General features: G+C 40.5%; 32 protein-coding genes, 1 tRNA gene and 1 other RNA gene. 6 read left to right on the forward strand and 28 right to left on the reverse strand.

The features are described from left to right. Nucleotides 1–3 precede the first annotated feature (3 nt). From D8792_RS09740 to D8792_RS09865, 25 genes are all read right to left on the reverse strand, one after another. Nucleotides 4–74 (reverse strand) — tRNA-Trp (locus D8792_RS09740). Nucleotides 75–299: 225 nt separating this feature from the next. Continuing rightward, nucleotides 300–767 carry a phage terminase small subunit P27 family gene (locus tag D8792_RS09745; protein WP_125373847.1) on the reverse strand — a complete coding sequence of 156 codons (468 nt, stop codon included), beginning with the start codon at nucleotides 765–767 and terminating at the stop codon, nucleotides 300–302. A 198-nt stretch (nucleotides 768–965) separates the two neighbouring features. After that, nucleotides 966–1,304, reverse strand: coding sequence for an HNH endonuclease (locus tag D8792_RS09750; RefSeq protein ID WP_125373848.1), 339 nt, complete (start codon nucleotides 1,302–1,304; stop codon nucleotides 966–968). 136 nt (nucleotides 1,305–1,440) lie between these two features. Continuing rightward, the gene (locus tag D8792_RS09755; RefSeq protein WP_125373849.1) at nucleotides 1,441–1,848 is read right to left on the reverse strand and encodes a DUF1492 domain-containing protein; all 408 of its coding nucleotides are present in this window, start codon (nucleotides 1,846–1,848) and stop codon (nucleotides 1,441–1,443) included. Nucleotides 1,849–2,344: 496 nt separating this feature from the next. Beyond that, entirely contained in the window at nucleotides 2,345–2,731 is a 387-nt protein-coding gene (locus D8792_RS09765) for a hypothetical protein (RefSeq protein WP_125373851.1), read from the reverse strand. Nucleotide 2,732: 1 nt separating this feature from the next. Then, complete coding sequence (locus tag D8792_RS09770; RefSeq protein WP_125373852.1) at nucleotides 2,733–3,257, reverse strand: DUF1642 domain-containing protein; 525 nt, start codon at nucleotides 3,255–3,257, stop codon at nucleotides 2,733–2,735. A gap of 377 nt (nucleotides 3,258–3,634) precedes the next feature. Continuing rightward, nucleotides 3,635–5,014, reverse strand: coding sequence for a VapE domain-containing protein (locus tag D8792_RS09775; RefSeq protein WP_260470289.1), 1,380 nt, complete (start codon nucleotides 5,012–5,014; stop codon nucleotides 3,635–3,637). A 4-nt stretch (nucleotides 5,015–5,018) separates the two neighbouring features. Then, entirely contained in the window at nucleotides 5,019–5,846 is an 828-nt protein-coding gene (locus D8792_RS09780) for a bifunctional DNA primase/polymerase (protein ID WP_125373854.1), read from the reverse strand. A gap of 12 nt (nucleotides 5,847–5,858) precedes the next feature. After that, the gene (gene ssb / locus D8792_RS09785) at nucleotides 5,859–6,251 is read right to left on the reverse strand and encodes a single-stranded DNA-binding protein (RefSeq protein WP_125373855.1); all 393 of its coding nucleotides are present in this window, start codon (nucleotides 6,249–6,251) and stop codon (nucleotides 5,859–5,861) included. Continuing rightward, nucleotides 6,248–6,541: a hypothetical protein gene (locus D8792_RS09790; protein ID WP_125373856.1), complete on the reverse strand. Its 294-nt coding sequence runs from the start codon at nucleotides 6,539–6,541 to the stop codon at nucleotides 6,248–6,250. The genes ssb and D8792_RS09790 overlap by 4 nt, the downstream gene beginning before the upstream one ends. Continuing rightward, nucleotides 6,541–7,227, reverse strand: coding sequence for an ERF family protein (locus tag D8792_RS09795; RefSeq protein WP_125373857.1), 687 nt, complete (start codon nucleotides 7,225–7,227; stop codon nucleotides 6,541–6,543). The genes D8792_RS09790 and D8792_RS09795 overlap by 1 nt, the downstream gene beginning before the upstream one ends. A 9-nt stretch (nucleotides 7,228–7,236) precedes the next feature. Next, complete coding sequence (locus D8792_RS09800) at nucleotides 7,237–7,554, reverse strand: hypothetical protein (RefSeq protein ID WP_260470290.1); 318 nt, start codon at nucleotides 7,552–7,554, stop codon at nucleotides 7,237–7,239. 13 nt (nucleotides 7,555–7,567) lie between these two features. Continuing rightward, complete coding sequence (locus tag D8792_RS09805; RefSeq protein WP_125373858.1) at nucleotides 7,568–8,743, reverse strand: DEAD/DEAH box helicase family protein; 1,176 nt, start codon at nucleotides 8,741–8,743, stop codon at nucleotides 7,568–7,570. Further along, nucleotides 8,712–9,176, reverse strand: coding sequence for a hypothetical protein (locus D8792_RS09810; RefSeq protein WP_125373859.1), 465 nt, complete (start codon nucleotides 9,174–9,176; stop codon nucleotides 8,712–8,714). Before D8792_RS09810 ends, D8792_RS09805 begins: the two co-directional genes overlap by 32 nt. Then, nucleotides 9,173–9,532 carry a hypothetical protein gene (locus D8792_RS09815; protein WP_125373860.1) on the reverse strand — a complete coding sequence of 120 codons (360 nt, stop codon included), beginning with the start codon at nucleotides 9,530–9,532 and terminating at the stop codon, nucleotides 9,173–9,175. Before D8792_RS09815 ends, D8792_RS09810 begins: the two co-directional genes overlap by 4 nt. Next, nucleotides 9,532–10,011: a siphovirus Gp157 family protein gene (locus D8792_RS09820; protein WP_125373861.1), complete on the reverse strand. Its 480-nt coding sequence runs from the start codon at nucleotides 10,009–10,011 to the stop codon at nucleotides 9,532–9,534. Before D8792_RS09820 ends, D8792_RS09815 begins: the two co-directional genes overlap by 1 nt. Beyond that, nucleotides 10,004–10,726 carry an HNH endonuclease signature motif containing protein gene (locus D8792_RS09825; protein ID WP_125373862.1) on the reverse strand — a complete coding sequence of 241 codons (723 nt, stop codon included), beginning with the start codon at nucleotides 10,724–10,726 and terminating at the stop codon, nucleotides 10,004–10,006. Before D8792_RS09825 ends, D8792_RS09820 begins: the two co-directional genes overlap by 8 nt. Before the next feature lie 13 nt (nucleotides 10,727–10,739). Next, nucleotides 10,740–10,970, reverse strand: a complete 231-nt coding sequence (locus tag D8792_RS09830; RefSeq protein WP_125373863.1) for a hypothetical protein — start codon at nucleotides 10,968–10,970, stop codon at nucleotides 10,740–10,742. Next, nucleotides 10,970–11,311 carry a hypothetical protein gene (locus tag D8792_RS09835; RefSeq protein ID WP_125373864.1) on the reverse strand — a complete coding sequence of 114 codons (342 nt, stop codon included), beginning with the start codon at nucleotides 11,309–11,311 and terminating at the stop codon, nucleotides 10,970–10,972. Before D8792_RS09835 ends, D8792_RS09830 begins: the two co-directional genes overlap by 1 nt. A gap of 1 nt (nucleotide 11,312) precedes the next feature. Continuing rightward, the gene (locus D8792_RS09840) at nucleotides 11,313–11,549 is read right to left on the reverse strand and encodes a hypothetical protein (RefSeq protein WP_125373865.1); all 237 of its coding nucleotides are present in this window, start codon (nucleotides 11,547–11,549) and stop codon (nucleotides 11,313–11,315) included. Nucleotides 11,550–11,553: 4 nt separating this feature from the next. After that, nucleotides 11,554–11,817: a hypothetical protein gene (locus tag D8792_RS09845; protein ID WP_125373866.1), complete on the reverse strand. Its 264-nt coding sequence runs from the start codon at nucleotides 11,815–11,817 to the stop codon at nucleotides 11,554–11,556. Further along, nucleotides 11,807–12,385 (reverse strand): polymer-forming cytoskeletal protein, encoded by a 579-nt coding sequence (locus D8792_RS09850; protein WP_125373867.1) that lies wholly within the window; start codon nucleotides 12,383–12,385, stop codon nucleotides 11,807–11,809. The genes D8792_RS09845 and D8792_RS09850 overlap by 11 nt, the downstream gene beginning before the upstream one ends. A gap of 5 nt (nucleotides 12,386–12,390) precedes the next feature. Further along, on the reverse strand, nucleotides 12,391–12,612 hold the full coding sequence (locus D8792_RS09855; protein ID WP_125373868.1) for a hypothetical protein: 222 nt from the start codon (nucleotides 12,610–12,612) through the stop codon (nucleotides 12,391–12,393). Nucleotides 12,613–12,683: 71 nt separating this feature from the next. Next, complete coding sequence (locus D8792_RS09860; RefSeq protein ID WP_125373869.1) at nucleotides 12,684–12,962, reverse strand: MerR family transcriptional regulator; 279 nt, start codon at nucleotides 12,960–12,962, stop codon at nucleotides 12,684–12,686. Nucleotides 12,963–12,970: 8 nt separating this feature from the next. After that, nucleotides 12,971–13,183 carry a helix-turn-helix domain-containing protein gene (locus D8792_RS09865; protein ID WP_125373870.1) on the reverse strand — a complete coding sequence of 71 codons (213 nt, stop codon included), beginning with the start codon at nucleotides 13,181–13,183 and terminating at the stop codon, nucleotides 12,971–12,973. A 303-nt stretch (nucleotides 13,184–13,486) separates the two neighbouring features. On the opposite strand from D8792_RS09865, the gene D8792_RS09870 reads away from it, so the two are divergent. From D8792_RS09870 to D8792_RS09895, 6 genes are all read left to right on the forward strand, one after another. Then, on the forward strand, nucleotides 13,487–13,840 hold the full coding sequence (locus D8792_RS09870) for a helix-turn-helix domain-containing protein (protein WP_125373871.1): 354 nt from the start codon (nucleotides 13,487–13,489) through the stop codon (nucleotides 13,838–13,840). Between the two features lies 1 nt (nucleotide 13,841). Continuing rightward, nucleotides 13,842–14,264, forward strand: coding sequence for a hypothetical protein (locus D8792_RS09875; RefSeq protein WP_125373872.1), 423 nt, complete (start codon nucleotides 13,842–13,844; stop codon nucleotides 14,262–14,264). A gap of 3 nt (nucleotides 14,265–14,267) precedes the next feature. Continuing rightward, nucleotides 14,268–14,726: a hypothetical protein gene (locus D8792_RS09880; RefSeq protein WP_260470291.1), complete on the forward strand. Its 459-nt coding sequence runs from the start codon at nucleotides 14,268–14,270 to the stop codon at nucleotides 14,724–14,726. Nucleotides 14,727–14,746: 20 nt separating this feature from the next. Further along, the gene (locus D8792_RS09885; protein ID WP_125373873.1) at nucleotides 14,747–15,127 is read left to right on the forward strand and encodes an ImmA/IrrE family metallo-endopeptidase; all 381 of its coding nucleotides are present in this window, start codon (nucleotides 14,747–14,749) and stop codon (nucleotides 15,125–15,127) included. Nucleotides 15,128–15,130: 3 nt separating this feature from the next. Then, nucleotides 15,131–15,676 (forward strand): hypothetical protein, encoded by a 546-nt coding sequence (locus D8792_RS09890; protein WP_125373874.1) that lies wholly within the window; start codon nucleotides 15,131–15,133, stop codon nucleotides 15,674–15,676. A 122-nt stretch (nucleotides 15,677–15,798) separates the two neighbouring features. Then, nucleotides 15,799–16,881 carry a tyrosine-type recombinase/integrase gene (locus D8792_RS09895; protein WP_125373875.1) on the forward strand — a complete coding sequence of 361 codons (1,083 nt, stop codon included), beginning with the start codon at nucleotides 15,799–15,801 and terminating at the stop codon, nucleotides 16,879–16,881. A 136-nt stretch (nucleotides 16,882–17,017) separates the two neighbouring features. On the opposite strand, the gene ssrA is transcribed toward D8792_RS09895, so the two are convergent. From ssrA to D8792_RS09910, 3 genes are all read right to left on the reverse strand, one after another. Further along, nucleotides 17,018–17,366, reverse strand: a transfer-messenger RNA (tmRNA) gene (gene ssrA / locus D8792_RS09900). A 108-nt stretch (nucleotides 17,367–17,474) separates the two neighbouring features. Then, the gene (locus tag D8792_RS09905; RefSeq protein WP_125373876.1) at nucleotides 17,475–17,960 is read right to left on the reverse strand and encodes a thioesterase family protein; all 486 of its coding nucleotides are present in this window, start codon (nucleotides 17,958–17,960) and stop codon (nucleotides 17,475–17,477) included. Nucleotides 17,961–18,217: 257 nt separating this feature from the next. Beyond that, entirely contained in the window at nucleotides 18,218–18,553 is a 336-nt protein-coding gene (locus tag D8792_RS09910; RefSeq protein WP_125373877.1) for a YlbF/YmcA family competence regulator, read from the reverse strand. Nucleotides 18,554–18,564 lie beyond the last annotated feature (11 nt).

Raw genomic sequence — 18,564 nt, forward strand, 5'->3', positions numbered from 1 at the left:
ACACAGACCGTGTAGGAATCGAACCCACGACTACAAGGTTGGAGCTTGTTATGTTTCCTCTACACCAACGGCCTAAAATAAAAAGAGGGAATTTCCCTCTAATATAAAAATCATTTCATTTTACCAACCATTTTTATTGTCAATTCAGTAAGTTCTCCAGAAATCCAAACAATACTGTAACTCGTTACTCCGTCTAATAACTTTCCGTTCAATGCAATTCGTCCACCCTCGGTTGAAAATTCATTTAACTCACGATGTTTTTTCCTCTTCTTCAAATAGTGTGGTCTATACCTCATCGTCTAACCTCCAAACTTATCAAAAATACTTGTTTTCTTTTCTTCAACTTGTGGCACATACAATTTCATCCGACTGTCTACCGTCAGACCAAGCTGGGCCGCTGCGCGTGTTAAGTTGGTGGTCGCACGTTCTAAGCTATAAAGCATTTTATTTGGCAGAACCGTCCCTTTTTCATTTACATAAACATAGCCTTTTTGTTGCAAGCCACGGGACAATTCTTTATAAACCGCATACCAGGTGCAATATGTTTCTAAAACAGCTCGATCCAGATTTCTTAGGGGTAGCTTTCGCAAATCATTGATCACTCGTTTATATTCCGCTTTTGCGATAGGATCAAAATGTTTTGGCGGTGTAATTTGCAGTGTGTCCAAGCCATCAGAAGCCTTGTCCTGTATGCTTTTACGAGCTATTTTTTCTTCTTTAGTTAAATGTTTCTTATTGTTTTCAACAATCTTCATTTTTCTTCCCAAAATTGACACCTCCTTTACTAAAATGGCTATTTTTTAAGTTTCAAAAAGGGAATTTTTCGTTCAGAAAAGGCCGCGTCCTTTAAAACCGAAACAATATAGCCCCGTTCAAAAAAATAGGGGGTAATTTCCGAACATTAAAGGTTTAATGATTATGTTTGTTCGTCCATCGTTTTTGAGGCTTGACAACTGATTGACAGGTCAGAGCAGACCCTTTCGGTCTCTAATCGCTCTTGCATCGTTGCATCTCTTGCAACTTGCTTTCAAGTTACTTCTGTCTAACCTTCTGTTCCAATCTTTCTTTATCGGAATCACATGATCTGTCATCGTCGCTTCTGCTCCACAGTACTCACAGATATAATCATTCTCAAGCAGAACAATTCGACTAGTCTCTTTCCAAACTTTCGAATTGTAAAACGCTTTGACTTCTCGATCATACTTCCATCTCAAACGATTGTATTCTCTGTATTCATCCGAACGAGAACCATAATCGCTTAATGCTCTTCTTCCGTTTTGTATTGTTAGCTTTTGCGGTCGCATACCTTCTCACCAATCTTTTTTAGACCAATAAATAAAAAGAGCAGTAATTTTCTGCCCTTTTTTGATACTACTATAATAGCACGTTGAAACTGCCACGCACTGACAATCACTGCCAAAAACTGCCAAAGACTGCCATTTACTGACAGGAGCGGTCTAAATCGCGTTTAGCCTGTCTAAGCAAACGATAGTAGGTCCTATCACTGCAATTCAATTCATCCATCACTTGCCATCTCGTCATCTTATCGATGTAAACCAAGCTCAGAATAGCCTGACTATCCGTGTTATCCAGAGAGTCAATTAGCCCCTGCAGTTCCCTCTGTTTTCTAATAGCCTCAGCGGTCTTCTGCTCTATTTCTTCCTTGGCCGTTAGTAGCTCAACATAGATATCATCTTGCTTACGTTTAACGCCCCCTGAAACTTTGTCCGGAGAAAATTTCTGGCTAGATAAGAGCGAGGCTTCGACCTTGTCTCTTCGTCTAATCAAACTTGCAATATACAGGTCAAGGTTTCTCAAATCCTTTAAAATAGCTTTTGCCTTGCTCACTCTCTGTCTCCTTTATGATATAATAATCTTATTGGAAATTTAGCTGAGGCAGAGAGCGCCTTGGCTTTTTTGCTTTTCATCGGTTTAAAATCTTGACCACCTCAGAGATTTCTAAAGGCACCCGCACATGCTTCTCCTCATGCGAAAGGAATTTAGGGATCTTAAAATAAATGATTGTTTGATTTGGTGCCTCTTGCCTCATTGTTTCAATGTATTTCACCAAATCGCTATTGAATGCGATATTGCCTAACAGAACGAACCTTGGCAACGCCTGTCTAATCAGCTTAGGTCTTCCTGAGTAAGGGTGTCTTCTAGGTTTCATGTTGGTCACCTCTCAATCCCATAGTACTCATAGCCGCATGCTACACAGCAAAATCCGTAACGATTAAAATATTCATCAAATAGACCAATCTTGCTATCGCATATAGGACAATGCGTCCTGCGATATCTTTTTTCTTTGCTCAGACCGTTCAAAATTTTCTTTTTGCGTTGACGTTTATTCAATTGTATGCTCCTTTCTCATTTCTTCAAGCCTTTCTTGCATCGGATCGATGGTATTCAATTCTTTAAGCCTTGGCCACATTCCGCCTACAAGACAAGAAATGCTTCTGGTTTCATTGATTTGCTTAGGTATTTCTTTAAAATCCCACCACTCTGAACCATCATATTCTCCTCGCTCCAACCACCAACCTTTGCCAACAATGACTAAGTCAGTAGGAACGTGAGCGGCACCGTATCCGCTATGATAATTAGCTTGCTTGGCAAGTCTCTCAAAATTTTCTTTAGTGATTTTAAAGTCTGAGCCTTGAATATATCTGACGTCCTCAAACGTTTTGCCATGGTCTCTTAAAACCTCTAAGGTTTCCTCCCAAAGATTTGTCATTTTACACCTCCTCAACTTCCACACCCTCGCAAGAGAAAACCCAGCCAAAACCTGCCTCTTCTAGTTCTTTTCGGGTGAATTTGGTTCTGAATCGGTGCCACTCTGCACACCAAAACATTTTGCCATCTTTTGCGCACAATAATTGAGCGTGGTTTTTGTAATTTCTCGCTTTGGGCATGGAAATTCGATACCGCTTCTCTTTATCGACCTCGTAGCCAAATTGATGCATATTGACGAGGATTTGAAATGGTTTTGTGCTAGCATTTAGAAACCACTTTTCAAACTCATTAAGTTTAGCACCGTCAAAAATCGATGGAATATTATGAGCATATCGAAACAAATTCCCTTCAAAATCATCCTTATTCTCTTCATACCAATCCGCCACAAGCTGCGGTACTACGACTTTTTCTGGTTCGTCTAGTTGTTCTAAATCTTGTAAAAAGATTTGGCGCGCTAGCTCTGCTCCTTCAGCATCCCATACACCCTCAAGTTTTTTATACTTCTCAATCAATCGCTGTACTTTCATCTTCCTATCCCTTTTTGTATATTAATTCATTTTTATGTATATTTTAAACAAGGTTACAAGGTTACATCACTTTCCGAAAAACATATTTTATAAAAAACAAGAATGCTGTTATATCAACGTTTATAGCACTTGCTATTTTTACTTATTAAATATTTTATATAAATGATGTAACCATACTAATAGACACCTCAAAAACTCAATAGTATCAAGGCTTTAGGTCGGTTACATCACTTTTTTAAAAATTTTATCAAAAATAGCGCTCAAACCGTTGATATAACTGGTTTTTCTTGCGGTTACATCATTGATGTAACCTGATGTAACCGAAACGTGATTTTTGACCATTTTTGGCCTAAAAGGTTACATCATTTTCACTGAGGTTACATCACTTCCGTTTGTATATTTTTTCTAAAATATGCACGCATCGTTTTGCCTCTAACCTTTTTAACCTTATATTCCCAGTCCTGATTATTATCCATAATCAACTTGATTTTCCTAGCAATCTTTTCGCCTCTAGCACTATCGATGTCAAAAACATTCTTTAAAATCTGTTTAGCAGATACGCTCGATTGAAGTTTTACACCTTCATAAAGCAAACCAGCCTCATTGCGATAGCTACCATCATTGAAGTAAGACCAGGTATATTGATGCTGCTGAGTGACTGAGAAATCTTCCCATTCTTCTGGAACCAGCATTTCAAGATAGTCGTATACTTGCGATTCGGCTTCATCTTTATAAGTGAAACGTTCCTTGTAGACTGCAAGCTCAGCCTCGAAATCATCATTAAAGGTAAGCGTAAATCCTTTTTTGTAAATAGCCACTGCTTCGCCCCAAAGTTGAAGCACGTCATGATCAGTCATATCAAAAGGTTTGACAAATTGCTGGCCTGCATCCACCAGCACAGGCAGAAAGCGCCGCTCGCCAGTCTTATCGCCCAGATACTCAATTTTATTACTGGTTCTTGCGATCACAAAGTTCTTAGGGAATTTCTCGGCCCTACGACCGTAGGAACGGCGGAAGGACAATTCGGTCTTGGTCACGAAGGCTTTTAGCTCATCAAAAGTAGTTTTTCTGGAAGCGACCATCTCGTCATCATTAACAATTAACGATTTCAGCATAATTTCATAGTTATCTTTATCCATAAAATCTTTAGCCGAATCCGTGTACCAGTCAACAGCTATCTTTTGCAAGAAAGTGGTCTTCCCCGCCCCTTGGCCACCGACCAAGTCGAGCGTGTAGTCAAATTTGACCCAGGGATTAAAAACCTTAGAAACCGCACCAACAAAGAACATAACAGCTATTTTCTGGACGAAGATGCTATCCTCTGCACCCAACCAAGTTTGAAATACCTGGGCAAGTCGCTCTTTATGATCCCATGACTCATATGCATTTTCCATATATTCCTTAACCGGATTGTAGGTTTTTTCTGCAAAAAATGCTTCAATGCCATCTCTTAATGCTCCGGCTTTAAAGACTGTTTTGAAGTGATTTTCCAAGTAAACACTCAAATAGGATTCGAAGGAAGACGGTAGCTGCCCCTTTCTCAACTGGATAGCATCCAGTTTTACATCCTCTACAATTTCGTGCTCTCCAGTAAACTCGTTGTGTCGAAGAAAATCATTGAGCTTACTGTCGCTTTTCATAGCAAGTAGTACATTTCTGGGGCTGTCTGCCACAATAGATTCGATTTCAATCTGTTCACCTTCGTCATTCAAAATTTTCTTTTTTCGACGTGAAAACTGCTTGATTGAAATATTCACGACATCACCTATTATGGTCACCCCCCCTCATGTGTTTCCTGATCATAGATTCAACAGTTCGCCTCAGTTCCTTTTGACCAAGAGACTCCATTGAATTGTTGTTAGCCGTTTCTGCAAGTGTTAAGATGCAGCTTGACTCTACCGACCGGCTCAAGAGCCCACCGACAAACTTCGCAAGCGTATCATTTCTACTGCCTTCATCCCCAAATCCAAGGGCAATCATTTCAAAGAGTTCTGTGGTTCGATTACGTTTTCCAGCTCCTTTGCTCATTTGATAGTAGATATTATCCAGGTCGCTACCTGGGTTCTTTTTGTTGTATTCCTTTTTTATGGCCAGAACCAGCTTTCGACTGGCTGTAACTATGGTGCCACCTTCCTTAGATTTTTCTTCATCCCAAGTATAGACACCTTTTGGGGTTTTAGACGGAGCCACTAATACATAGTTATTCGGATGAGCTTTGACATCCACACCTGGCAGAAACCCAATCATCTGAGTCATGGACACATCAGGATGTTTGAAATAAAAAATATGTTTTCCGCCGCTAGCAGTTCGGGCCTGTAGTGTTGGAGTTATCAAGTTGAGATGATCCCAATTTGCCAGGCTCTCATAGCCATTAGCTTTACCATGTAAGTCCACATCGATAACGAAAAATTTATCAGTCCGAACAGCAATGTTGCTTTCAGGGTGTTGAGTCCAATATTTTTCAATTTCCTGAGCAGTCATCGGCGGGGTATCTGCAAATTTAATTGCTGGTTGCTTTCCGTTAGGCACGATGGGAATTACGGAAAAGCCAGCTTTTTGATATTTGAGAGCATATTCTTTCATTCCCATTTCAGTACCTCCCTAGAATGGCAAATCATCGTCTTGGATATCCATTGGTTTGCTATTCCCAAATGGTTGCCCTGAGTTTTGTTGGGTACGACTTTCCAGAAGCTGGAAGTTGTCTGCAACAACTTCTGTGACATAGACTCGCTGGCCTTGCTGATTGTCGTAATTACGAGTCTGAATGCGACCAGTAATTCCGATTAGAACGCCTTTTTTAGCCCAATTAGCAAGATTTTCAGCCTGTTGGTTCCAGATAACAACATTAATAAAGTCCGCTTCACGCTCACCTTTTTGATTTTTAAAGTTGCGATTCACAGCCAGAGTAAAGGTTGCGACCGCTTGGTTTTGCGGTGTATAGCGAAGTTCAGCATCACGGGTCATACGCCCGACAAGTACAACATTATTGATCATTTTTTTATTTCCCCCAAAATTCTACCGAACGTCTCCTCATCAATACTGTATGCTCCTGGGTAGCTTCTTTTCAATGGCTGGATAATTTTAGTAACAATTTCTTTTAAGGACATATCTGAAATTTCAAGACAAAAGAAATCGTTCTTAGTGTAGTTGTAAACACAATCAATTTCTCCGTGCTTATAACATACACCCCAAATCTCACCTTGATGCTGATAAACCAGGATCTTATCATAATAAACGCTCTGTATTTCTATCGGGCGTTTGCGCCCCAGTTCCGTATATCCCATTATTCAATTCCTTTCGCTTTTTTTGTTTTTTCGATTAGCTCTTGAGCTTCTTCCAATCTGTCAGCTGGTATAAGCTCAATTTTTTCTACGCCAAGCTGGTCGATGAACCATACTCCAACCGTATTAACTGGACCGCCTGAAGCCTCCGCAATGTTTTTGATGTCTTCACGCAGCTTCTTTGCCTGGGCTCCTGTGATGTACTTAACATTACCAGATGCTCTCTGATTCTGTTTCTGATTTGATGCAGGTTTGCTTTGAGCTGGTTTTTGAGCTGGTGCTTGCTTTCCAGTTTGGCTTGCATATTCATCAGTATCAGGATCCTTGTTGTCATCGATAGCAAATAGTCCGTTCAAAGCATATTTTCTAGCATAACTCGAAGCTGTCCCTGTGATCTGACTGCCGTCCATCCCTTTTTTGGTTTCCTCTTCACGCGCTGATGCTTTGGCTCCAATAGCCTCACCTTCAGCAAAAAGTGTAACAGATGCCTCAACATAATGCCGCCCCTTGATGTAAACAATCTCGTCGCTCAAGGTAATTGCTGCATTATGCTTTTTTAAAATCGGCTTTAGAGCCTCTAGAATGTCCTCTGCGCTCCGGTAATTATATTTTCCAAAGGAGTTATACTGTCCCTTTGGAGCAACCAATTCACTTTGAATCGCTTGCAATACTCCAAATATTTTTCCCATTGCGACTCCTTAATCAACTAAAAAATCCAATAACTTTTTAAGAGCTAATCCAGGTTGTTCCTCGGTTTTTATCTCCCGGATATCGCTGCCATTTGGATAGGTCAATTTATATTCTGCTTCAACCGCGACAATTTCACAGTCAAAAGCTGCAGCAAGGGCCTTGTAAGTCTTTTTGTTTTCTTCGTATTTCTTACGAGGGACCTTTAAACAATGTTCCAGGCAGCAATAGTCAGCTTCAAATGCCAAAGTACCTCTGCCCTTATATGACTTAAGATAGGCATCTTTTACACGGCTGCGGAATACAATCATTTCAGTTTTTTTGTTCATTTTTTGTTTCTCCTTAAAAATAAAATTCTACGACTCTAACATCGTGTTGTTGACGGCTACCAGTGATTCGCCAAAGCAATTGCCGGTAGTCATCATAATCTCCATCAGACGGACTGACAGGATCCAGAACCACAATAGTTTTAAATTTGTGTTGAAGGCCATCAACTCCAACACCTAATACCTGGCTAGTAGCGACCATATTGGTCTTATCATGTCCTTCTTTCTTGTCACCCGTCCAGATACCGATTTCAGGATGTCGCTCATATATAACCTCGACAATCTGCTTGGATTTGCTAACTATCAACATTTCTGTCTTACTTGCCAGCATAAGATCCAACGTGAGCAGCATAGGAGTGTCTGCGTTGACAGCCTTGAGTTTCGGGAAGTCAATTTCAAAGCCTGTCTGGATCAAATACCGTTCAAAAGTCTTTCGGCCAAATGTCTGTTTGGCCATGGCGTACTTGCCATCTTTCCCAACAATATTCAACTTCCTAAATTGTTCCAATTCTTTCGGATTAGCAATTAGGCACCAGACTGGCTCAAAGATAACCTCAAATCCGTTGTTTTCCTCAGCCTCTTCAATAGCTTCAACTTCTTCCCAGCGGAAAAAGTTTGGCAGATTGGCCACGTAGCTTTCATAGTCTCGGAAGTCATCCCATTCTTGCTTAGAATAGCTAAATTTGGAATATTTCATCTTCCCATGGGCTAGTTGCCAGTTTTCCTTTTGGTTTGGTTCGGCCGTTCCAAAAAATGTCTTTTCAAGCGGATAGAAGTTTTGCCCCTTCTTCCTGATGGGCGTTGCTGACAGGCCTACAGTATAGCTGCGTTTGACCTTGCGATAAGCTTTCACATTGGCATCACTAGACATATTCTGCCACTCGTCAATAATGAACACATCGCACTCAATAGACTCTCCGCTTGCAAGTTTGTTCTGCAATCTGCGGTCTGTCATAGTCTCTAATTCAAAATCAGTGTTGTAGCCTAATTTTTGATAAGTGCTGTTCCATCCGTTCAGGATAGCTAGTCGATTATTGATAACTAGGACTTTTTTGGCTCCCTTGTGCTTTGCGATTTCAAAAGCGCAGATAGTTTTACCACGGCCGCCGTATGCCTCAAGGAAAATACCAGGGCAGTCACGGTCGCTACGTTTGACCGCTTCAGCTTGCCATTTGCGTAATTCGATTGCCAATGTCCACAATCACCTCCTCGATGTCATTCCGTTGGGCATAAAATAGCCCAAGCCTTGCAGCTGCCCTCACATCGTTGTGATGGCTCTTGTCAAAGGTCCACAGCCCTAAGGCTTTTAGTAAGTCGTTAGGTATATCTGTCTGATAACCTGCATTACGCTGCAGGACCAAGTCCGGATAGCATAGTTCAATGGCTGCAATAGTTTCTACAACCGAGTTGTCCCTGGAATAATCATTGTCCCTAACCTCAAATTTTTCAACGACCACTATGTCAAATTCAAGACTCCGACCAGTCGACTTGAACCAGTTTTTGAAGTTTTGATCGCCAAACGGAAGTACCCAGCTATCGACCAAACTAGCATTGTCTAGCAGGACAATTCCTGTTGTGCTAGTTTCAATTCGATTGCTTGACGGATCAATTGCTAAAATTCTCATACCTTCACCTTTTCAGAAAGTACACCATCAAACAGAGCCGTCTCAAACCAATTCTGCTTATTGGCTTTCGCAAAAGCAAACAGTGTTTTCAATTCTTTATGCTGCCTGTCCTTTTCCTTCAATTCTTCCTCATTCGTAAATTCAGGTTTCTCACAATCGACCACTTGAATGATCATCTTGTACTCTGGCTTAAACACCTTTTTTCCAAGTCCCATATCTAACTGAACCTCATCCACTTCCTGAAATCCAATCTTGATATCAAATGGGAAATTTTCGGTCACATTAACAATGATTTCCCGATGACCAATCACGACAGAAATATTTTCTGTAATTTTAGTTTTGTTAATCAATCCCATCAGCGAATCCTCAAACTTCTACTTTCTTGCAAGGTAGCACCCTTGACTTTCTTACCTGCATTCAGCAATTCCTTGATAGCATTTTTGTCAGGTTTTTTTGTAATTACAAAATATTTCTTAGGCAGTAGATTTTCATCAACAACCACGGATGGTTGATTTTTAGCTAAGGTGACCGTAAAGAGCAAACCCTTGACCTTTTCATGCCCAGTGGTTTCAAAGGCTTCCTGTAAGCCTGTTTTAAGCCGTGTGATGTCATTCTCAATAGATTTTTTCCGTTTAGTTAAGCGGTCAATTTCTTCTTTGAGTTGGTCCACATCCGCTTCTTTATTTTTGATAACTTTGACTGTATTTTCGACTTTCTCTTCAAACTGATCTGTCCAATCAATGGAATCCAGGGTGTCCAGCTTGGTTTCTTCATCCAAGCCTTCCATTTCGTCGATCTGTTTGAAAATTCCTGTCAGCTCATATAAACTAGCCATTCTTTTCTACCTCTCTGATTTTGTTTGTAAGTTTTGTAAGTCCGATACCAGATTTAGTCAAATCAGCGTCGGACGTAAATAGATGATTTTGATTCATTCTAGCTATTTCGTTTCTTGATAGACAAGCTAGATTTGCAATATCATAGTTTGACCGATCTCCATCTAAGAATATGATCGAATGTCCCTTGGGAATTGGCCCATTATGTTCAATCCAGGTCTTTCTGTGGAGCAGTTCCCAAACATTTGGATCAGCTACTTTGATTTTCGGATAGCCATCTGTTGTTTGAGCAATGGTCCCCACCGGAACATAGTTTGGGGGTTTATTCCCTTTCTTAAACTGGCCGCTATTTTTTGGCATATTTGGAAGTTTCTTCCCTTTATTCGTTGGCGTATGTCCTTTTTCAAACTGACCAGATAAGCCACTATTTAAACGATTGTTTCTTCGATAATTCTTGACTTGCTGAGCGGTTAATGACAAACCGAATTTTTCATTCATTTCGGTTGCGAACGTTTGAGAAGTTTTTCCGACGTAGTTTTTTAAAAAATAGTCATGCTGTTCGCTTGTCAGGATCCTTTTTTTGAATACTTTCCCTACCAGCAGACCGAGGCGTTTACGCACTCCGCCAATTTGCGAAGCTGTGTAGTTGGTGCCAAATTTTTCATTTAGCAGTTTTGTTACTTCTGGAGTCAGCCGTCCTGGACAAATTTCCTGCATATAATCAGTGTATTCATTCTTCCAGCAAAGCGATCGGGGCATTGACATCACCTACCTTATCTTTAAATCTCTCAGCGTCCAAGGCCAGTTGCCCAGCCTGCAAGATTTGGCCAGAAATTGCAACCATCTGCTTTGAACGCTGGAGCTCTACTTTTAGCTCTTCTGTAGTGAGATCTCTGTCATCCAGAGTCTCCAGTTGAGCAAAGAGCGTGTTGGTTAAATCTGATAATTTATTTCTAACCACTACTTCGTTACCTCTTTCATCAGTTTATTAGCTTCTTTAATCAGCAACCTCATTGTGTTGCTGTCTGTTTCCTTTTCAGCTGCTCTTGTCAGCATCTCTACCCACTCTCGTCTGGTATCGTTCTTCCAATCCACCAAATCAGCAAGTGCCTCTGATGCTCCAAAATAAGTCGAATAGTCCAACGTTTTGTCTTCCAGACGGACACATCTGCCTGCTTTGACATCTTTGGATACAGTCGCCCTGACATTTACATTTGTTGTTTTGACAGCTTCTGCCACTTCATCATAGCTGGCAGCGGGATACTCTTTATAATATTCCCTGATGCGTTCCGCCTGTGTCATATCATCCCACCCCCTTCACTGTGAAAGACTGAGTATCATGCTTGCGTACTTCGGCCATTCTCTGATTTTGCTCGATCATATATTCATTTTGCGCCCAGATAACGTACCTTGCATACAAGTCTATCTCTGCTTGTTTTTCAGCTTCTAGCCGTCTTTTTTTCAAGTCAACGTGACTTGTCCATAAAGCTCCCAGCAGCAAGCTGGAAACAAAGCAAACCGCTCCTAAAACCTCATTCATTTTCTCATCCTCCCGGAAAATCTGCTTCTCCTGTCGCTTTCCAATGTTGGAACTCGTAGTACATATTATTAAATTTATTGATCATCACGTCCTGCCGCTTGTTAGTATCAGACTGTACGCGAATACTGTCGCGATTGTCCTTGATCTGCTCCTGCAGCTCACGGATTTGCTGATTTTGCTTATCGATAGTCTGCACGCCAGCGATGACCAGTAGTACGATTGCGACTACTTGCAACAAAACTAATCTTTTAAGATCTTTAAGACTCATCTAACGCCTCCAATTTTTCTACAAATTCGACATATGCTTTGTAAAAATCGCCCGATTTGTCACTATCTTGGTAAGCTTTGTCAATCAGCTCCTGACCCGTCCCATAAAAACAGCCTACTTTCCACATTTTATTAGATTTCGTATAAGTAAAATAGCGACCACTTGACCAATGATTTTTAAATACAATGTAATCTTTTATATTTTTTATCTCAGCGTCACCAGAGACCCAAGCGTCACCAGAGACCCAAGCGTCACCAGAGACCCGAGCGTCACCAGAGACCCAAGCGTTACCAGAGACCCGAGCGTCACCAGAGACCCAAGCGTCACCAGAGACCCGAGCGTTACCAGAGACCCAAGCGTCACCAGAGACCCGAGCGTTACCAGAGACCCAAGCGTTACCAGAGACCCAAGCGTCACCAGAGTGACTCAAATTATCTTCTTTGCTGATATACCCGCCTAGCTCTCCTGCTTCCACACTTCCGAAGCTAATTAAGGCTCTAATTCTAAATAGCTTCCAGCCCCAGAATGTGATGGTATCATCGACTACTAATTCATACTTTTTACTCATTTTTTTCACCCTTTCTTAAACGTCACAATCTTATCTCCGCCAATCAGCTTGCCGCCTTTTGGCACAACCTCGAAAGACACGCCTTCTGTTGACTTTCTAAGGTTCTCCAACTCGTTTCTGACGACTTCTACGGGCTTTTTGGCTAGATTGTTCTTGTAGACGTTTCCTAGCCGCCAATTGTCGCGTTCCCAATCTAAAATTAGGCGTCTTTGTTCAATATTTTGCATCTAATCACTCCCTCTGTTATAATTAAGTAAATATTTTGGTTTGCTGCCGACTTTTTTGTCGGTAGCTTTTTTTATTTTGCAAGCGACCGGCAAAATCGCAGGGCATCTTCGAGGTCGTAGAGGTACTTTCCACCTTTCGCCTTTTGCATGCTACGGAACTTTCCTTGGTCTCGCCACGCTTCAAGAGTCGAGCGGCCCCAGCCGGTTTTGGCTTTCAGCTCAGTAATGGTAACCCAAGTAGTCTTTTGAGATACCTGTCTTTTCGCTTCTGCTAGAGCTTGCTTGTTTAGCTCGACCAGTTCCTCAAAGAGCTCGGCCTTGAAACTGTCTCCGAATAATTCAAGAGCCATGACTTATCCTACCTTTCCTCAAATTTGACCCAGCTCTCGCTGATATTCAACTTCTTCTTGATTTCAAGCTTTAACTGATCGCTACCGTGGCCAGTTTTGAAAAGCTGTGTAATCATCGCTGGGCTGACACCGACAACAGTAGCCAAATCACTGCGTGACCAACCTTTTTCATCTAGTCGCTTCTGAACCAGTTCAAGCCATTTTTGGTGCTGTTGACTCATGCTCCTTCTCCTTTCTAACTAATATCAAGTTAAAAAGTTAGTAAAACATTTTATAAAAACGCTTGACATTTTACAATCTATTGTTTAAAATATAAGCATAATTAAAAACCTTGATAAAACATTATATCTATCAATTTTCTTGCTCGCCAAAGCTATTTATTTTTAGATAAGTTTTAACTTTGTTTTTTACTAACTTATTAACTTACAAAAACTATTGTAAACTATTGATTGTGTTTTGTCAACAACTTTACACACAAAAGTTTAAATATTTTTTGTCGTGTTCCCAGAAAGGTTGAAAAATCAATGTTTCCGACATTCGACAGAATTAAAGAACTTTGCCAAAAACGCGGTATTTCACTGAGTAAGTTGGAGGAAGCTCTCGGATATAGCAGAAATACAATCTATAGCATGAAGACAAAAAAACCAAATGCTGAGCGTATTTCTGAAATCGCTGACTACTTTCATGTTTCAACCGATTACTTGCTCGGTCGGACAGACAACCCAGCGATAGCAAATGACGACACCATCGCGGGCTACACATCTGACGACTTGCGAAAGATGGCAGAGAATGCCAAGACATTCGATGGTAAGCCACTCACAGAAGAGGATATAGACGCCATCCAAAATATCATTGAAATTTACTTGAGAGGTAGATAGTATGACAAGCATTCCTATGAAAAAGAACCCGTTTAAAGAAAAAATGACGGCAATCAGGATCGTCAATCCTGAAACTGCTCAATTCCTTGGAACTATCACGAACTTCGATATGTTCCCTGGCTCAGCATCTTTAGTTGCATATTTAGATTTCTTTAATATAAGACCTGAAACAGACTATATCTTATCTCTAACTGCCCACTTTCCCGATGGTACATCTTATCCTGTACATGCCACTAGAATAAATATTGCGGCACTAGATTTTGTGTTGATAAAAGATGGCTATGGTAAAGCTACCGGAAATTTCAATTTTAATTTTACGATACAGAAACCGAGTGATTTTTACTTTTTCTTTGTTTTGATGGATGAGAATGGGGAGGAAGTTGATACGGCTTATAGTTATCATTATTTTGGAAAGTGGGGGTAAACAATGTCAGACGCACAAGATAATTTCAAAGCCTCCCAATCCAACATTACTCCGCTTAAGGGCAAAACAGCTTTTTTACCAACTGTACCCAGACAGGATAATGGTATAATAGAATCAGGAATATCATCGGAGGAAAATATTATGCCACAAGATACTTATAGTAAATCTGAAATTGACTTAAAGCTTGATAAAATCAATTCTGATACTCGACACGGCTTCGAGAAAATTGATTTAAAATTCGACCAGTTGAAACAAGAAATGCGGAGCGGTTTTGAAAAAATTGACTTAAAGTTTGACAATTTTGAAAAACGTGTAGAAACCATGTTACTAACACAAGAAAATAAAAGGTTGGAAGATCAAGCTAGAAACAGAAAAGAGTTTATGTATTGGTTTATCGGATTATTGGTTAGCACATTGCTTGGCATACTAGCAATCATCGTTACGATTTTAACAACAAAATAATACAAAAAGGATGATAGTCTATGACTATTGAAGAATTAGTTGATTCGCACGGCGTTACTCTCGCTTACTTTGATAATGAGCTATGGCATAGACCAGGTATCTATATCAAAGACATCAATATTATCTTTATAAATCGTGAGTTGTCTGAGAACGCCAAAAAACGGGTTATTTACCACGAATTAGGCCATCTGGATCATTCTGCCGAACTTTACCAAAACAATCATACTAGATGTGAAAACGAAGCAAACAGGCACATGATCCACAAACTGCTTGAAGAAGAGCTTGCGGCATCGGATGATCACAAATCTTTTAATTACTTACATTTTATGCAAAAGCACAAATTAAAGACGGTGACAGACGAGTTGATGGTCATCGACGAATATTATGAATTGATAGGATGAAATATGGACTTTAAAAAATTAAAAGATATAGCAAAAACTGCAGTCGATAAGACCGCAGAAAGTATAAGTAAAGCTAACGATATGAGGAAAAAGGCAGCATTAGAAACAAAAATAACTTTACCGGCAAGTAATCAATTTTCTAGTCCTACTACTGTTCGAAAAACAGTTGATGGCCGATACTACATTGGTATGTATTCAGAAGAACCTGTGCTTTACGAATTTGAAAATTTTAGTTTTTCTGGCTCTACAATTATCGAGCGCACAACGACTACAGGAAAAACCAAGCAAAAAGGCAAGAAAACTAGCACACTTGCTGGCGCTGCTTTAGGTACTGCTTTAGCGCCAGGGATTGGAACGATCGTTGGCGGAATGGTTGGGGCTTCTGGTAAGAAAAAAGGTACTATCAATTCCACCTCGGTTACTACCCAAGAAGAAAAACCGGGTGCAGCTTCTGTCTCTCTTAAAAACATTACTACTAGCGAGATAAAAACAATTTCAACAAAGTTAACTCAAGCGCAAGCAAATAACGTTGAAAGATTTTTCGAATAAAACAAAAAATCCCCACGCTCAAATTTTGGTCGAGGAGAGCGTAGGGAAGTCTAGTATAAGAAACAACCATTCAAAAGGTCGTTTTCTTATACCCATTTTACCAAGAAATGAGGTAAAAATCAATGGAAATTAAATCTTACAAAAAGAAAAACGGTGACACAGCCTACATGATCCGCGTCTATATGGGTAAGGTTAACGGCACCAGTCGTTATGTCACTCGCCGAGGCTTTCCGACAAAAGCCAAAGCACGCGCAGCAATCCTCAATCTACAGGAAGAACTCGAAAATGCTGAGGCTTCCAGAGCCGAAAAGACAGTCAAGGAAGTAGCCAAACTTTGGCTGAAAGAATACTACGATACCGTGCAGGAAAGCACCTACATCAAGACTTCGAGAAATATTGAGAACCATATCTACCCAGCCTTGGGCGACCAGAAGATAGCTTCTCTCACTCCTCTTCAAATGCAAGAGCAAGTCAATGCTTGGTCAAAGAAACTGGTATATGGCCGAAAATTGAAAGGGCTAATGAATAATATCTTTAAGTATGCTATTCGTCATGGCTATACGGATACTAACCCTATGGTCAGCGTGGTCACGACTGGCAGGAAACAAGCAGACAAATCTAGCGACTTTTACGATAAGGACGAGCTGAAAACCTTTCTCGATCTGGTTGACCAGACCAAAGACCTTGAGAAGATTACCCTTTTTCGTCTTTTAGCCTTCACAGGAGCTCGAAAAGGAGAGGTTCTAGCCCTTGAATGGGCAGACTGGACAGATAGCACTCTGGCCATCAACAAGGCCGTTACACGCGGTTTTGGAGGGGAAGAAATAGGTCCTACCAAGAACGCTAGCAGTAAGCGATTGATTAGTTTAGATCCAAAGACAATCGAATTGCTGAAAAAATGGCAAGCGGAAAATCCAGATAACAAGTACATTTTTCAAGGTGAAGAAGAAAAACCAATGCCCGGTTCACTTCCTCGAAAGTGGTTACTGCAGGTCTTAAAAGGCCATAAGCTTCGTCCAATCCGCATCCATGGCTTTCGGCATACACACGCCAGCTTATGTTTTGAGGCAGGAATGACTTTGAAGCAAGTCCAGCACAGACTTGGGCACTCTGACCTGAAAACGACTATGAATATCTATACTCATATCACCAAACAGGCCAAGGATGATATTGGGGAACGCTTCGCAAATTATATTGATTTTTAGGAGGGACAACCTCCTTTTTGTAACTCCTTTTATAACTCCTTTTTTCAAAAAGGTTTAGGAAGGTTTAGAAAATATAAAATAAAAAAACACTGATAAATCAACGCTTTAAGAAGTTTTAGAAAGGTTTAGAAACCAAAAATGGAGCCGGTGGGAGTCGAACCCACGTCCAAACACCTGCCAACACATTTGTCTACGACCATAGGCCATGTCTTCATTTAACTCAGCTTTGACACATGGCTCAAGCCCAAGCTAAGCGAGTCTATCAATCTCTTGTAAAATCCCTAGACTTGATTTTACCGTAGCTTGCTCATAATAAGACCGGTCATCAGACACAAGCAATCCGAATCAGGTCACGCTGGCTGGTTTTTAGGCAGCTAAAGCGTAAGAATTGTTATTTTTTGCAGTTATATTTAACTGGCGTTTTACATCCGCTAGATGAGTCGCAAAATGTGCCGCATAATGCCTGTCGAATCCGTAACGACCCCAAGACAAGTAACTATTATACCAAAATAATGTCCTAATTGCAAAAATCAAGATAAAATTACTCCAAAGATGCTAAAATTCCCTTGATATAAGGCACCAAGGGAATTTGACTACATATGATCTTTTACTGCAACTGCCACCATTCTAGCCTTGGCTCTTGGCTGTCCTGCTACTGACATCTCCATCACTATTATAGCCTTCCTTGCTCCCAATTCCTCAAGCCGCGAAGTGACGATGATTTCCTGATCAATAGGCGTCGGGCTTTGGTAATCAACTTCTAAACGGGCTGTGATAAAGCGTCCAATGACTGTATCTTGAGTCAAGTCCAAGCCTTTTTCTTGATGGGCAAACCAAGCTGCTGAAGCCGTTCCATGGCAATCAAAAATCATAGCAATCATGCCACCAAAGAGATTGGCCGGCACACCACCAGTATAGTGAGATTCTGGTCGTATTCTAGTGATACATTCCTTCCCATCTAAGCTAGGATAAGTCTTTAAATGTAGGCCTAGATCATTCTTAGGGCCGCAGCCCCAGCAATGTTGAAAGCGGTCGCCATATGTATCTTGAATCGCAATCTTTCTTGTTTCTAAAGTCATACCAATTCCTTTCAAAAATAATTTGTAAGCGCTTTTTTGATTAGTATATCAGCCTTTGGGCCAATAGTAAATAGAAAGCCGAGCCAATATATTTTAATTGTTGCTATAATCTGATTTTATAGAGAGGTAAAAATGCAGACTCTGAATGTTACACTAAGAATGTTCATTCCCAGCTTTAATAGCCTTTCTAAAGCATAGAAAAACCAAGAAAGCGGGATCTGACTTCTTGGTTTCATCTATTTTTATAACTTCTTCTATTAGAATAGTTCCTGAATTGGTTCAAAAATAATCCGTTCAATATCAGACAAGTAGACAGAGAGTTGTTGCTGCTTGTTAAAGAAAGCTGACAAAAGATTATTTCCTTGAATTTTATCTCCAAAACTCTGCATTTTTTCCTGAATGTCTGGAGTCGGCATTTGACCTGTTTGAGCCAGTTGCTGCAGCTCTTTCTGGAAAGCTAGGTAGTCATCAAAAATAGCCTTGGCTTCACTATCCGCATTGATAGCCTGCTTGCTTTCTACCACAGCTTTGTACTCTGGCATTTCACGAAGTCCTCGACTGAGTTCATTGGCTAAATCATAAATATTTGACATAGAGTTCTCCA

Origin of the sequence: Streptococcus cristatus (genome assembly GCF_003943505.1) — a bacterium.
Classification (GTDB): Bacteria; Bacillota; Bacilli; order Lactobacillales; family Streptococcaceae; genus Streptococcus; species Streptococcus cristatus_E.